The organism is Desulfovibrio sp. TomC (assembly GCF_000801335.2).
Taxonomy (GTDB): Bacteria; Desulfobacterota; Desulfovibrionia; order Desulfovibrionales; family Desulfovibrionaceae; genus Solidesulfovibrio.
Genome location: NZ_JSEH01000011.1, coordinates 129,965 through 142,576, shown reverse-complemented (window position 1 = coordinate 142,576; position 12,612 = coordinate 129,965). Strand labels below are relative to the sequence as shown.

At 65.2% G+C, this 12,612-nt stretch carries 13 protein-coding genes; 7 read left to right on the top strand and 6 right to left on the bottom strand.

Annotated features, from left to right (window positions below; translation table 11 throughout):
* Nucleotides 1-21 precede the first annotated feature (21 nt).
* Genes dsrK through dsrP form a run of 4 tightly spaced genes read left to right on the top strand, consistent with a single transcriptional unit; the run spans nucleotide 22 to nucleotide 4,075 of the window.
* Nucleotides 22-1,635, top strand: a complete 1,614-nt coding sequence (dsrK, locus tag NY78_RS12465) for a sulfate reduction electron transfer complex DsrMKJOP subunit DsrK (RefSeq protein ID WP_043636364.1) — start codon at nucleotides 22-24, stop codon at nucleotides 1,633-1,635.
* A gap of 3 nt (nucleotides 1,636-1,638) precedes the next feature.
* Nucleotides 1,639-2,055 (top strand): sulfate reduction electron transfer complex DsrMKJOP subunit DsrJ, encoded by a 417-nt coding sequence (gene dsrJ / locus NY78_RS12460; protein WP_043636361.1) that lies wholly within the window; start codon nucleotides 1,639-1,641, stop codon nucleotides 2,053-2,055.
* Nucleotides 2,056-2,096: 41 nt separating this feature from the next.
* A complete protein-coding gene (gene dsrO / locus NY78_RS12455) occupies nucleotides 2,097-2,873 on the top strand; it encodes a sulfate reduction electron transfer complex DsrMKJOP subunit DsrO (RefSeq protein WP_043636358.1) in 777 nt (258 codons plus the stop codon).
* Between the two features lie 8 nt (nucleotides 2,874-2,881).
* Nucleotides 2,882-4,075 carry a sulfate reduction electron transfer complex DsrMKJOP subunit DsrP gene (gene dsrP, locus NY78_RS12450; RefSeq protein ID WP_043636355.1) on the top strand — a complete coding sequence of 398 codons (1,194 nt, stop codon included), beginning with the start codon at nucleotides 2,882-2,884 and terminating at the stop codon, nucleotides 4,073-4,075.
* Between the two features lie 247 nt (nucleotides 4,076-4,322).
* On the opposite strand, the gene NY78_RS12445 is transcribed toward dsrP, so the two are convergent.
* From NY78_RS12445 to NY78_RS12435, 3 genes are all read right to left on the bottom strand, one after another.
* The gene (locus tag NY78_RS12445; protein ID WP_043636352.1) at nucleotides 4,323-4,901 is read right to left on the bottom strand and encodes a VOC family protein; all 579 of its coding nucleotides are present in this window, start codon (nucleotides 4,899-4,901) and stop codon (nucleotides 4,323-4,325) included.
* Nucleotides 4,902-4,921: 20 nt separating this feature from the next.
* On the bottom strand, nucleotides 4,922-5,779 hold the full coding sequence (dapF, locus tag NY78_RS12440) for a diaminopimelate epimerase (RefSeq protein WP_043636350.1): 858 nt from the start codon (nucleotides 5,777-5,779) through the stop codon (nucleotides 4,922-4,924).
* A gap of 123 nt (nucleotides 5,780-5,902) precedes the next feature.
* Nucleotides 5,903-7,672, bottom strand: a complete 1,770-nt coding sequence (locus NY78_RS12435; protein WP_043636348.1) for a chorismate-binding protein — start codon at nucleotides 7,670-7,672, stop codon at nucleotides 5,903-5,905.
* A gap of 165 nt (nucleotides 7,673-7,837) precedes the next feature.
* On the opposite strand from NY78_RS12435, the gene NY78_RS12430 reads away from it, so the two are divergent.
* Nucleotides 7,838-8,953 (top strand): OmpA/MotB family protein, encoded by a 1,116-nt coding sequence (locus tag NY78_RS12430; protein WP_043636345.1) that lies wholly within the window; start codon nucleotides 7,838-7,840, stop codon nucleotides 8,951-8,953.
* 109 nt (nucleotides 8,954-9,062) lie between these two features.
* On the opposite strand, the gene NY78_RS12425 is transcribed toward NY78_RS12430, so the two are convergent.
* Genes NY78_RS12425 through NY78_RS12415 form a run of 3 tightly spaced genes read right to left on the bottom strand, consistent with a single transcriptional unit; the run spans nucleotide 9,063 to nucleotide 11,100 of the window.
* Nucleotides 9,063-9,728: a class I SAM-dependent methyltransferase gene (locus NY78_RS12425; RefSeq protein WP_231583982.1), complete on the bottom strand. Its 666-nt coding sequence runs from the start codon at nucleotides 9,726-9,728 to the stop codon at nucleotides 9,063-9,065.
* Nucleotides 9,725-10,108, bottom strand: coding sequence for a response regulator (locus tag NY78_RS12420; RefSeq protein ID WP_043636339.1), 384 nt, complete (start codon nucleotides 10,106-10,108; stop codon nucleotides 9,725-9,727). The genes NY78_RS12425 and NY78_RS12420 overlap by 4 nt, the downstream gene beginning before the upstream one ends.
* Entirely contained in the window at nucleotides 10,105-11,100 is a 996-nt protein-coding gene (locus NY78_RS12415; protein WP_047960172.1) for a sensor histidine kinase, read from the bottom strand. The genes NY78_RS12420 and NY78_RS12415 overlap by 4 nt, the downstream gene beginning before the upstream one ends.
* Before the next feature lie 128 nt (nucleotides 11,101-11,228).
* Between NY78_RS12415 and NY78_RS12410 the strand changes: the two genes are divergently transcribed.
* Together NY78_RS12410 and NY78_RS12405 are read left to right on the top strand one after the other, a co-directional pair.
* The gene (locus tag NY78_RS12410; RefSeq protein WP_043636337.1) at nucleotides 11,229-11,720 is read left to right on the top strand and encodes a hypothetical protein; all 492 of its coding nucleotides are present in this window, start codon (nucleotides 11,229-11,231) and stop codon (nucleotides 11,718-11,720) included.
* A 90-nt stretch (nucleotides 11,721-11,810) separates the two neighbouring features.
* The gene (locus tag NY78_RS12405; protein WP_043636334.1) at nucleotides 11,811-12,599 is read left to right on the top strand and encodes a phosphatidate cytidylyltransferase; all 789 of its coding nucleotides are present in this window, start codon (nucleotides 11,811-11,813) and stop codon (nucleotides 12,597-12,599) included.
* The last annotated feature ends 13 nt before the right edge of the window (nucleotides 12,600-12,612 follow it).

Genomic DNA, 12,612 nt, shown 5'->3' with positions numbered 1-12,612 from the left:
GGAGAGAAGTGAGGAGCGATCATGGCCAAGTATCCGCCACCGGAAGAACTCATCAAGATTAATTACACCACGCCGGTCAAGTCGTGGATGGACACGAAGACGCCGTTTAAAACCGGCAATTTCAGCTACCCGGGCAAACCCGATATCCTCAAGTATCTCGGCATGCCCAACCCCCGCGTCTGGAGCCCCACCGACGACGACTGGCAGCTGCCGCCCGACTGGCAGCGCATCGTCATGGAAAAGTTCCGTTCGCTCCTGAAGAAGTACAGATCGTTTAAGGTCTTCATGGACATCTGCGTGCGCTGCGGCGCCTGCGCGGACAAGTGCCACTTCTTCATCGGCGGCGGCGACCCGAAAAACATGCCGGTGCTGCGCGCCGAACTGTTGCGCTCCATCTACCGCGGCGAGTTCTCGGCCGCCGCCAAGGTGCTCGGCAAGCTGGCCGGGGCCCGCAAGCTCGAAGAAGACGTCATCAAGGAATGGTTCCTGTACTTCTATCAGTGCACGGAATGCCGCCGGTGTTCGCTGTTTTGCCCCTACGGCATCGACACCGCCGAAATCACCATGATGGCCCGCGAGCTGCTCCACGAAGTGGGCTGCAACATCAACTGGATTCTCGAGCCGGCCGCCAACTGCAACCGCACCGGCAACCACCTCGGCATCCAGCCCCACGCCTACAAGGACATGATGGATTTCCTCTGTGACGACATAGAGGACATCACCGGCAAGCGCATCCGCCCCAATGTGAACAAAAAGGGTTGCGAAATCCTTTTCATCACCCCCTCGGGCGACATCTTTGCTGATCCGGGCATCTACACCTACATGGGCTACCTGATCCTGTTTGAACATCTGGGCCTGGACGTCACCTGGAGCACCTACGCTTCCGAGGGCGGCAACTTCGGTCTCTTCACCTCCGACAAGATGATGAAGAAGATCAACGGCAAGATGTACAACGAGGCCAAACGCCTGGGCGTCAAGTGGATTCTTGGCGGCGAGTGCGGCCACATGTGGCGCGTGATCAACCAGTACATGTCCACCATGAACGGCCCGGCCGACTTCCTGGAGACCCCGGTGTCCCCCATCACCGGCACCAAGTTCGACGCCGCCGCCGGCACCAAGATGCTCCACATCGCGGAGTTTACCGCCGACCTGATCAAGAACAAAAAGCTCAATCTCGATCCGTCGCGCAACGACAACTTCGTTTCCACCTTCCACGATTCCTGCAACCCCGCCCGAGGCATGGGTCTGCTCGAAGAACCCCGCTACATTATGAAAAATGTCTGCCGGCAGTTCTACGAGATGCCCGAGAACACCATCCGCGAACAGACCTTCTGTTGCGGCGGCGGCGCGGGTCTCAACAACGAAGAGTTCACTGAAACGCGCCTGCGCGGCGGCCTCCCCCGGGGCAACGCGGTCAAGTATGTGCGCGATCGTCACGGCGTCAACAACCTGGCCTGCATCTGCGCCATCGACCGTGCCACCCTGCCGCCCCTTTGCGACTACTGGGCCCCGGGTGTCGGCGTCTCCGGCGTGCATGAGTTGGTGGGAAATGCCATCATTCTCGATGGCGAGAAAAAGCGTACCACCGATCTCAGGCAAAACCCCCTGCCGGGGATGGAGGACGAGGAGGAATAACCTATGTACAATGCCAAATATATCATACCAGGCATTCTGTTCTTCCTGGCCCTCGCCCTTGTGCCCGTGGTGTACAACATGGGGCATCAGTTCGAGGTCAAGCCGGAACTGCCCAAGGACCAGAAAGAGTGCGTGCTTCCCACCAACGAGATGCGCGACAAACACATGCAGCTTTTAAACGAATGGCGCAACGAGGCTGTGCGTGACGGCAGCCGTATCTTCGTCAACGCCAAGGGCCAGAAGTACGTCAAAAGCCTGACCAACACGTGCATGTCCTGCCACCCAGACAAGGCCAAGTTCTGTGACCGCTGCCACGAAACGGTAGGCGTGGCCCCCTATTGCTGGGATTGCCACAACCTGACGCCGAACCAGAAGTCGCCCATTCCCCCAGTCGCCTCGGCGGCTACGGGCGGACACTAGGCCGGCGCGCCGGTGACACCTCCATTTAAGGGGACCATACCATGAAAAATAGCAGACGAGAGTTCCTGAAACTGGCAGCCGTCTCGGCCATGGGAATCGGCGCTGCGCGCCTCGGTTTCCTGGGCGACGCTCCGGCCCACGCTGCCGGTTTGCCGACTGTGGGCAATTACGAGGAGGGCCTTAAGGCCAAGCATTGGGGCATGGCGGTCTATTCCGCCAAGTTCACTCCCGAACGCATTGCCGCCTGTCGCAAGGCCTGCCACGACGAACACAACGTGCCCGACATCGCCGGGCCTAAAGAAATCAAGTGGTTCTGGGGAGCCTCCTACGAGGAGTCCTTCCCCACCGAACACGGCCACTACCTCTCCGAAGAGGTGGAACACCGTCAGTTCCCGCTCCTTTGCAACCAGTGCGAAACCCCCATGTGCGTCAAGGTCTGCCCCACCCAGGCGACCTTCCAGCGCCCTGACGGCATCGTCATGATGGACTTCCACCGCTGCATCGGCTGCCGCTACTGCATGGCCGGCTGCCCGTTTGGCGCGCGAAGCTTCAACTTCCAGGACCCGCGTCCGTTTATCAAAGACTTCAACCCCCACTTCCCCACCCGGATGCGCGGCGTGGTGGAAAAATGCAACTTCTGCGCTGAGCGGCTGGCCGTTGGCAAGCTGCCCAAATGCGTGGAAGCGGCCGAGGGCGCCTTGGTGTTCGGTGACCTGTCCGACGAGCAGTCCGACATCCGCAAGGTGCTGCGCGAGCACTTCGCCATCCGCCGCAAACCGGACGCCGGCACCTCGCCGAGCGTGTATTACATCCTGTGAGGTAAGCCATGCTGGAAAAAGCACTCAAAGGAAGTCCCCGTTATTGGGGCACGCTGACCGCCCTGGGCATGGTCATGCTGTTGGGGCTGGGGTTCTGGCTCTACCAGTTGACCTTCGGCATGAAGATCACAGGGCTTAACCGCGACGTGTCCTGGGGCTTTTACATCGCCCAGTTCACGTATCTGGTCGGCGTGGCCGCCTCGGCCGTCATGCTGGTCCTGCCCTACTACTTCCACCATTACAAAGAATTCTCCAAGATGATCATCCTGGGAGAGTTCCTGGCCATCGCCGCCGTCGTAATGTGCCTGGGTTTCATCGTCGTCGACATTGGTCAGCCGCAACGCATGCTCAACGTGCTGTTAAACCCCACGCCGCACTCGGTCTTGTTCTGGGATATGGTGGTCTTAAACGGCTATCTGTTCCTGAACATCATCGTCGGCTGGACCAGCCTCCAGTACTTCAAAAACGACATGACCCCGCCCAAGTGGGTCAAGATCCTGGCCATCGTGTCGGTCATCTGGGCCTTCTCGATCCACACCGTCACGGCCTTTCTGTACGCCGGCCTGCCCGGACGCCACTATTTCCTGACAGCCATCATGGCTGCCCGGTTCCTGGCCTCCGCGTTCTGCTCCGGTCCGGCCATCCTGCTCTTGCTGGTGCTGTTTTTGCGTCGCCTGACCGGGTTTGACCCGGGCCAGAAGGCCATCAACCGCCTGGCCGTCATCATCACCTACGCCATGTGCGTGAACATCTTCTTCTTCCTGCTTGAAGTGTTCACCTCGTTCTACAGCAACATGCCCGGGCATATGGCCCCGCTGATCTACCTGTTTAACGGCATCGACGGCCACACCATGATGGTGCCCTTCATGTGGACCGCCGTGGTCCTCGGGCTTGGCTGCCTGCTGTTCCTCATTCCGACGCCGGTGCGCCAGAAGACCCCGGCCCTGGTCACGGGCCTGATCATGCTGGTCATCGCCTCCTGGATCGACAAGGGCCTTGGCCTGTTGATCGGTGGGTTCACGCCCAACCCGTTTGAGGAAGTTACCGTCTACTCGCCCACGATCCCGGAAATCATGATCTCGCTTATGATCTTCTCCCTGGGCGGCATCGTGCTGACCGTGTTGTGGAAGATCGCCATTGAAGTGCGCGTCGAAGTCGAAGGCGGCAACCTGTCCATGGTTCCGCCCCCGGCCGCCGAATAGCGCCAGCCGACCTGCTTCAAGCAAAGGCCCGTCTCCGAGAGGAGGCGGGCCTTTTGGGTTTGCCGGGACTGGGCAGGGGAGGGCGGCGCTGGTTTACCGGGGAAGCGGCCGGCCTGTCGGCCAGGGGGCCGGCTTGGGGGGAGCAGCAAGGCGGCCGTGCGCCCGGGGCGCGCTCAGGCGCTGCCGGATTCTTCGGGCGGGTCGCAGACGGGCCAGAAAACCGACCGGAACGGCTGGAGTGACCGGGCTACTCGTCTTCGACCAGGACCAGCTCCCGGCCCTCGCCGGGGTAAATGCGGCGTTCGGCAAAGGGTGTTGGCGTGTGGGCCGGCCATTTGCCGGGCTGGGGCTCAGAGCCCTCGCGGGTCACGGCCGAGGGGTGGCGGTCGGCCATGATGGGATGGCCGCTGATGTCCACCCCGGGGACCGGACAACTGAACTCAATGGCGATGTTGTTGGGATCAAACGAGTAGACCGAAAAGATAAACCCGTGGTCGATCAGCTCCGACACCCAGAAGCCGGCTGCTTCCAGGCGGTCCTTGATGTCCCACAGATCGTCCCGGTCGCGCACGCCGATGGAGACGTGGTCAAAGGCCAGAGGGCCCTTCACCGGGACGCCGTGGTCCTTGGGCGGGATCGGTTCGACCTGGGGCCACTCGAAAAACGCCAGCATGTCCGTCGGGGAGATTTCCAGGAAATAGTGCCGGTACCCGGGCCGGCCAAGACCGGCCACCAGACGCATCCCCAGAAGATCCCGCCAAAAGCGGATGGTGGCGTCCATGTCGGCCGTGGCCATGGCCAGGTGATTGATGCCGGTGTAGTGCATGATCGAACTCCGCTACAGGATCATTCGGTATCGATCCCCAGACTTTGCGGGTAAAACTCGCCCTGAAAGACCAGTTCCGCCGCGCCGCGCAGATAGGTCTTGCCGTCGCGCAGGATGACGCCGAGCACTTCGCCGCCGGTGGTGGTGATTTCCGTCTCCTCGCCGGTCATGCCCAGTTCCCGGGCAATGATGGCCGAGGCCACGGCCCCGGTGCCGCAGGCATAGGTCTCGTCTTCCACGCCGCGCTCGTAGGTGCGAAGCGACAGGCTGCCGTGTTCTTCCGAGGCAATGAAATTGACGTTGGTCCCGGCCGGGGCAAAGGCCGGATGCTGGCGGATGGCCCGGCCGAGCTTCCAGACTTCGACCATCTCGATATGATCCATGACGGCGACCACGTGGGGCACGCCGGTGTTGACCGAGTGCAGGTGAAAGGGCCGGCGGTCGATCTCGATTTCCATGTTGAGGCGCAGATCCTTGGGCGGGGTCAGCTGCACCGTCACCTGATTGGAATCCACGTCGACTTCGGCCTCGATGGGACCGGCATCGGTGCCGAACACATGGCTGGCCGGGGCGATGCCGAGCATCCAGGCGAGCCGGGCGGCGCAGCGCGAGCCGTTGCCGCACATCTCGGCCCGGGAGCCGTCGGCATTGAAAAAATGCCAGATGTAGGCCAGTCCGGAATCGGCCGGAGCGTGGTCGAAAAAGATCATGCCGTCGGCTCCGACGCCAAAGGCTTTGCGACACACCGGGATGACGAGCTCGGGCATGGCCGCCGGATCGATCTCCAGCGCGCGGTTGTCCACAAACACGAAATCATTGCCGCAGCCCTGCATCTTGAAAAACGGAACGGATTTGCCGCAAACAGCCTCGATATCCATACCAGACTCCTTTCGGATAATGTAGCCCGAGGCTAGCAGATCGCCTGGGCTGCGTCGAGAGGCGGCCAGGGGGCCGGGGGTGTGGTGTTTGGGACTGGCCGTCCGCTATTTTTTGGCGGCCGGTCAGGACAAAGCGGCCACGGGCCGGACCAGGACGGCCGGGGTCCACAGGCGCAGGGAATTGACCAGCCACAGCCCCTCGGCCCGGGCCAGATCGTCCGGGGTGAGAATCGCCTCGGTAAGGACGCCCCGGGCCAGCAGCCGCGCCCGGTAGACGCCGGGAAGCAGGCCGCAGGACAGGGCCGGGGTGAGCAGGCGGCAGCCAAGGCGGACCACTACCGTGGCCCGGCAGCTTTCCGTAACCTCACCCCTGGTGTTGACCAGGAGCACGTCGTCGCAATCCGGGCGGGCGGCCAGGGCGTGGTCGTAGCGCTCCCGCCGGGTGGTTTTGTGAAAAAGGGTCGGGTCGTTGGCGGCGACCGGATCGGGGCACAGGCCGAGCCGGGCCGGTCGGGTGAGCCTGCCCGGCAGGGGGAAGGACTCGGTTGTCGCCTGGCCGCAGGCGGCCAGGAGCAGGCGCACCCGGCGGCACTGGCCGGCCGCCTCCTGCTCGGCCCGGGCCAGGGCGGCGTCGATGGCCCGGTCGTCCAGGGGAAAGCCCAGGGTCCGGGCCGAGGCAGCCAGCCGGGCGCGGTGTTCCGCCAGAAATGAATAACGGCCGTTGTCCAGGCGAAGCGTCTCCAGCAGAGCGAAATCGGGCGGCGGGTCGGTCAGAAACCGGGCCTTTGTCCGGCATTCGGCGTATTCCTCGGCAGGGCGGGAATCATGGGTGATGCCGCCGCCGACGCCAAAGCGGCAACGGCCGTCGGCGTGACGCAGGGTGACGGTGCGGATGGCCACGTTAAACAGGCACTCGCCGTCCGGGGCCACCCAGCCGATGGCTCCGGTGTAAAAGCCCCGGGGAAATGGTTCGAGGCGGCGGATGGCGTCCATGGCGCTGCGCTTGGGCGCGCCGGTGATGGAGCCGCAGGGGAAAAGGGCGGCCAGGACGGTGATAAGGTCCAGGCTGCGGGGCACGGCGGCTGTGACGGTTGTGGTCATCTGCCAGGCTGCGCCCAGGGGCTCCACGGCAAAGCGGTCGCTGACGACCACGCTGCCCGGCCGGGCGATGCGGCCCAGGTCGTTTCGCACGAGATCGGTGATCATGCGGTTTTCCGCCTGGTTTTTCGGACAGGCGGCCAGGGCGGCGGCCTGTCCGGCGTCAGATTCGGGCGTGACGCCGCGGGCCAGGGTGCCTTTCATGGGCCGAACGGTAACCTGTTCGCCCTGGCGCTTGAAAAAAAGCTCCGGCGAAAACGACAGCAACGACTGTTCGCCCAGATCCAGGCGGCAGCACAGGGCAGCCTGCTGCCGGGCGGCCAGGGCGGCAAACCAGGCGTCCCGGTCGCCGGCCAAGCGGCTTTCCAGGGGAAAGGTGTAATTGACCTGATAGCACTCGCCAAGGACGATGTGCCGCTGGATGGCGGCGATGGCCCGGTCGTAGGCCTCGCGGCACAGGCCAGGGGTCCAGGGCGCGGCAGTGGGCGGGCCGGCCTGGGTCAGGGGCTTGGCCGGCAAGGGGGCGTCGTAGGCGGCGGCAAAGGCGAGCGGCTCCCCGGTCGGGGCATGGACCGGGAGGCAGGCGTCAAAGGCCGGAGCCGCTTCGTAGGCCAGGGCCAGCACCAGCCAACGGCCGCGCTCCTGCTCGGCCAGGGCGGCCCGAAGAAGCGGCAGGACCTCTTTCAGGCTGTGGGCCAGGCCGCTCCAGACCGGGGCGGCAAAGGTCCGGGGCCAATCCCGGGTGGCGGCGTCGCCGGCCGGGCCGGCCCCGGCAAACCAGGCATCGCCCTTCATGGCCGCCCGCCTTGCCGGGGCGGGATTGTGACAAAGGCCGGGGCGGTGGCCTTTTGGGGGGATAGCGGGTAAGACTGGGGCTGACCGATCAGGGCATGGGGCCGGGCCGGTCGCACAAGTCCGCATGACAGGCCGTCGGCAGCACGGCTTTTTCTGGAGGCCTCTATGCGTGGACGGATGCTCAAAGTGCTCATGGTGATCCTGGTTCTGCTCCCGGTGGGGTTGACCGCCTATCTGGCCAATTCCCTGTACCACCGCAAGGGGGTTCCGGAAGCCCTCGAAAATCTTACCAGACAGTTGTTTCAATCCAAGGTGGAAGAGCGCAAGGCCGAAACCAGGGCCAAGGACCTCGAACGCAAGACCGAGGAATTGCAGACCGCCTACGACGCCCTGGTGGCTGATCTGCGCGGCGAGGTGGACAGCCGGGATATCCGGGTGCGCCAGTTCCGGGAAAAGCTCGAAATCAATTTTGTGGACAAGATCCTTTTCGCTTCGGGCAGCGCCGAGATCATGCCCAAGGGCCGCGATATCCTGAGTCGGGTCGGGACCGTGCTGGCCAAGGTCAAGGGCAAGAGCATCTACGTGGTCGGGCATACCGACAACATGCCCATTCATTCCGCCCTGTATCCCTCCAACTGGGAGTTGTCCGCCGCCCGGGCCGCCTCCGTGATCCGCCATCTCTCCGAGACAAGCGGGCTTGTGCCGGAACGCTTCACTGCCATGGGCCGGGCCTTTTATCAGCCTGTGGCCAGCAATGCCACGCCCGAAGGCCGGCAGGAGAACCGTCGGGTGGACATCATTGTGGCCGATGTGCCGCTTCTGGCCGGCGAGACCGGTTCCCAGTCCCTGCGCGGCACGGTGTCCGGCGGCGGGCAACAGCCGGGTGGAGCCGGGGAGGGCGGCGACTCGGAGCTTTTGCGCGAGACGACGCCGCCTGCAGGCCCGGCCCCGACCGCTCCCCAGACCCTGGGGACCGAGCCGGCCGGGAGCGCGCCAGCCAAAACCGGGACGAGCGATGGCGGAGGGAAAACAGGGGAACCGACGCCAGCTTCGCCGGCAGGCAGCGAACCGGCCCCATCGCCGGCGGCGGCCCCGGCCCCGCCATCAACCGAGGTTCCGGCTGGCCTGGAGTCACAACCGGCCGACAGTGGGCCAAACGACGCGCAGCCGGCTCCGGCCGGGTCGGAACGGCCGGCGGAAGGCCAGTCCGGTCAGCCCGCCCTGCCGCCGCCGCTGCCCGACGCCCCGGCCGGGGCCGGCGGGACGGCGGCCGGTTCCTGAGTCGTCCCGTGCGCTCTGGCGATGCCTGGGACCGGCCCTGGCCCGCACTGTTTCCGTGCAGGCCAGGGCCGGTTCGGGAACATCCGGGGAATGCCGGGCTGGGGCCGGATCAGACCGGCTTGCGGGCGGTCATCAAAAAGACGGTAAACGCCTTGGGTGCGCCGTTTTTGCCGGGCTTTTCGATGGCGGCGGCCGTGGCGGCGTCGATGCCGGTAAAGCCGATGCCGGCCAGCATGTCGGCCAGATCAATGCGGTCGAAGCCGTGGTGGTAGACCCCGGCGTTGTCGTCGTGAAAAAACCCGCCCTCGCTGTCAAGGTCGGCCAGGGCCAGGGCGCCGCCCGGGGCCAGCGCGGCAAACAGGCGTTTGAGCACCGGCTCGGGCTTGGGCACGTGGTGCAGGGCCATGGCGCTGGCCACAAGGTCGTAGTTGCCGGGCAGGGGATCGCCGGCCGCCAGATCGGCTTTGAGAACGCCGACATTGCCAAGGCCAGCCCGTTCGATCTTGGCCGACAGCTCGGCCAACATGCCGTCCGAGGTGTCCAAGCCCGTGACCTGTCCGGCCCGCTCGGCCAGTTCCAAGGTCAAAAGCCCGGTGCCGCAGCCGAAATCCAGGGCGCAGGCGATGGGCTGGCGGAAGATCCCGGCAGCGGTCATGGCCTGGGCAATGTCCCGGGCCAGTTTGAAACGAAAGGGATTGGCGTCCCAGGCCGCAGCCCGGGCGTCGAAACGGGCGGTGTCGTCATCCACAGGCGGCGCTCCTTTTCCTATGGTCATGAGGCAATCTCCCGGCCGGTCGCGGCAGCGATTTTGGCCAGCAGTTCGTGTAAATCACAGGGTTTGATGAGGTAGTCGGCGGCTCCGGCCGCCAGGCCCTCCCGGGCCGCCTCCCCGGAGCCATGACCGGTCAACATGAAGACCGGCAGGCCCGGCATCTGGCTTTTGAGCCATTTGAGCAGGGCAAGCCCGTCCATGTCGGCCATCTTGAAATCTACCACTGCGGCGTCAAAACTGCCCTGGGCCACGGCCTCCATGGCTTCGCTGCCGCTTTGGGCCACGGTGACGTCCAGGCCCCGGCGGCGCAGCCGTTTGGCCAGCACTTCGGTAAAGCCCGCTTCGTCGTCAACCAGCAGCAAGCGCAAGACCGTGGCGTTCATGCAGTCTCCGGCAGGGCAGCGTCGGCAGGGGCCGGGGTTGGCCGGTCGGCAAAGGCCGGCAGCGCGACGCGAAAGGTCGTGCCTTGTCCTGGGACGGAGCGCACCGAGATGTCGCCGCCAAGCTCACGGACGATGCCGGCGCTGATGGACAGGCCAAGTCCGGTGCCTTTGCCGCGGGCCTTGGTGGTGAAAAAGGGTTCAAACACCCGGTCGATGACCGTTTCGGGGATGCCGTGGCCGGTGTCGGACACGAGCAATTCGCCCCCATGGCCAACGCGCCGGGTGGTGATGGTCAGCTCGCCGCCGCCCGGGGTCATGGCGTCCAGGGCATTGTTGATGAGATTTAAAAGAACCTGCTGCACCCGGGCCGCCGAACCGGACACGGGCGGTACGTCCGTGGCCAGATCGGTCACAAGGCGCACCTGGACGTGGCTGGCGCGCCGCTGCGACAAGGCGGCCATTTCGCCGGCCAGGGCGCTGAGATCGATGGCTGTCGGGGCGTCGTCGGTCTTGCGGGCCATGGGCAGGAGCATGTGGGTAATGTCTTTGCACCGCGCCCCCTGGATCCGGATCTGGTTCAGGGCGCGGCGGATTTCGGCCTGATCGTCCGGGCTTGCGGGCGCGTCGTCTTCCAGGATGTCCAAAACAAGCCCCGCCTCCTCCATCATGATGGCCACGGGGTTGTTGATCTCATGGGCCACGCCAGCGGCCATTTCGCCGATGGCGGCCAGTTTGCCGAGGGTTAAAATCTGGCGGCGCAGCAACCGGCCTTCCTGCTCGGCTACAGACAGGCGCTGCTCCATGCGCCGGACCAGAAACGTCGCCCCGGCCACAGCGGTCAGGAGGCCCAGGAACGCGGCAACCAGGACGCCGGCCGTGCGGGCCTGCGGGTCCAGGGCGGCCAGACAGGCGGCCAGCGGCAGGAGCGAGGCGGCCACAAAACCCAGCGTCCAGGCCAGGGCCGGCGGCTGTTTGGGCGGCCTGGCCCTCAACGAAGGTCTCCGGGACAATGGCAGGGGAACCCAGTGGCGCTACACATGAAAAAAGCATACGTCTCCAAGGAAGCTTTTACAAGGCGGCAGCAGTGCATCCACCGCGTCCAAACCGGAGGGGGACCCCCATGTCCGATGGCGTCATCGACCTCAAGCGGCAACTGCGGGAACTCAAGGCCCATGAGAAACTGGCCGGATTTACCGGGTTTCATCTCGATCTCGGCGATGGCGGCCCGGCCAAAGAGGGCGTCCTCAAGATTGCCGAATTTGTCCGGCCGGACCGTTCCGGCTACATCACCCTGACCTTTCAGACCGATCCCGACCCCGCACCGGCCCGCCGCGAGGCCCTCGCCGGCGTGTTCGACCGCTTTGCCCGGTTTGCCCAGGCCGCCGACGCCGGCAATGGCCAACCCCGGTTCGGCCAGGGGTTCGAGTATATCATGGTGGTGACCGAAGGCCTGGCCGACGGCGATGCCTGGTTTCTGGTTGACTGCGACATCTATTACAAAAATCTGGCCGGCCGGTTGTCGCAGCTGATTGAAGGCTCGGTGCTGCCCGGACTGGCCGGGGTCATGCCCGTGACGTTTGAGCCGGTCAATTGGTGGGAAGCAGACGCCTGAGGGTCGGGCTGCCCGGGCTTGAGACGTTGCCCTGGTACGGCAAATGGCCTACACAACCTGTGCGCCCCAACCGGGCCGCCTGAAACCATCATGCAAGCCATATCGCAAAAAAAACGACTTCTCACCGCCGCCGTGGGCCTGCCTGTGCTGGCTGCGGCCGTCCTTTGCGGCGGCTGGCCCCTGGCCGGGCTCATCGCGATTGCCTCTATCCTTGGCATGCGGGAGTTTTTCGCCATGGCCGACCGGCCCGGCCCGGTCCTTGAAGCCCTCGGGTATCTCCTGGGCGCGCTTTGCGTGGCCGCCCTGGCTGTGGGCCAGTGGCCGGCCGTGGTCGGCCTGCTGGCCGGGGCGCTTTGGATCGAGCAATTCGATTTTCTGCGGCGTTTCGCGGCTCGCCAGGAACCCTCCCCGCCGCAGGGCCGGCTTGCGGCCGCCATGCTGTACGTGCCCGTGACCCTGGGCCTTATGACCCTGTTTTCGCCCCTGGAAACGGCTTTTGTCCTGGCCGTGGTCATGGCCGCCGACACCGGGGCCTACTACGGCGGCCATCTCGTGGGCGGGGCCAAGGTCTGGCCGGCGGTCAGCCCGGGCAAGACCTGGGCCGGCTCGGTGAGCGGGGTGGCGGCCGGGGCTGTCGTTGCCGCCGTGTTCGCCGCCGCAACCCCTGCCCCCTTCGTCCCCCTGGCCCTGGCCGGCGCGGTGCTGGCTGCGGTTTCGCAGTTCGGCGATTTCTTCGAGTCTGCCCTCAAACGGGTTGCCGGGGTCAAGGATTCCGGCACGATCCTGCCCGGCCACGGCGGCCTGCTCGACCGCGTGGACGGATTGCTGCCCGCCATCCTGCTCTACGCCGCCGGCCGGTCCCTGCTCGGGCTGGTCTAAAGGAGCCGCCACA

What these genes read in the sequence shown, in the direction of transcription:
- dsrK (WP_043636364.1), top strand. Translation starts at nt 22, where the DNA reads ATGGCCAAGTATCCGCCACCGGAAGAACTCATCAAGATTAATTACACC.
- dsrJ (WP_043636361.1), top strand. Translation starts at nt 1,639, where the DNA reads ATGTACAATGCCAAATATATCATACCAGGCATTCTGTTCTTCCTGGCC.
- dsrO (WP_043636358.1), top strand. Translation starts at nt 2,097, where the DNA reads ATGAAAAATAGCAGACGAGAGTTCCTGAAACTGGCAGCCGTCTCGGCC.
- dsrP (WP_043636355.1), top strand. Translation starts at nt 2,882, where the DNA reads ATGCTGGAAAAAGCACTCAAAGGAAGTCCCCGTTATTGGGGCACGCTG.
- NY78_RS12445 (WP_043636352.1), bottom strand. Translation starts at nt 4,901, where the DNA reads ATGCACTACACCGGCATCAATCACCTGGCCATGGCCACGGCCGACATG.
- dapF (WP_043636350.1), bottom strand. Translation starts at nt 5,779, where the DNA reads ATGGATATCGAGGCTGTTTGCGGCAAATCCGTTCCGTTTTTCAAGATG.
- NY78_RS12435 (WP_043636348.1), bottom strand. Translation starts at nt 7,672, where the DNA reads ATGAAGGGCGATGCCTGGTTTGCCGGGGCCGGCCCGGCCGGCGACGCC.
- NY78_RS12430 (WP_043636345.1), top strand. Translation starts at nt 7,838, where the DNA reads ATGCGTGGACGGATGCTCAAAGTGCTCATGGTGATCCTGGTTCTGCTC.
- NY78_RS12425 (WP_231583982.1), bottom strand. Translation starts at nt 9,728, where the DNA reads ATGACCATAGGAAAAGGAGCGCCGCCTGTGGATGACGACACCGCCCGT.
- NY78_RS12420 (WP_043636339.1), bottom strand. Translation starts at nt 10,108, where the DNA reads ATGAACGCCACGGTCTTGCGCTTGCTGCTGGTTGACGACGAAGCGGGC.
- NY78_RS12410 (WP_043636337.1), top strand. Translation starts at nt 11,229, where the DNA reads ATGTCCGATGGCGTCATCGACCTCAAGCGGCAACTGCGGGAACTCAAG.
- NY78_RS12405 (WP_043636334.1), top strand. Translation starts at nt 11,811, where the DNA reads ATGCAAGCCATATCGCAAAAAAAACGACTTCTCACCGCCGCCGTGGGC.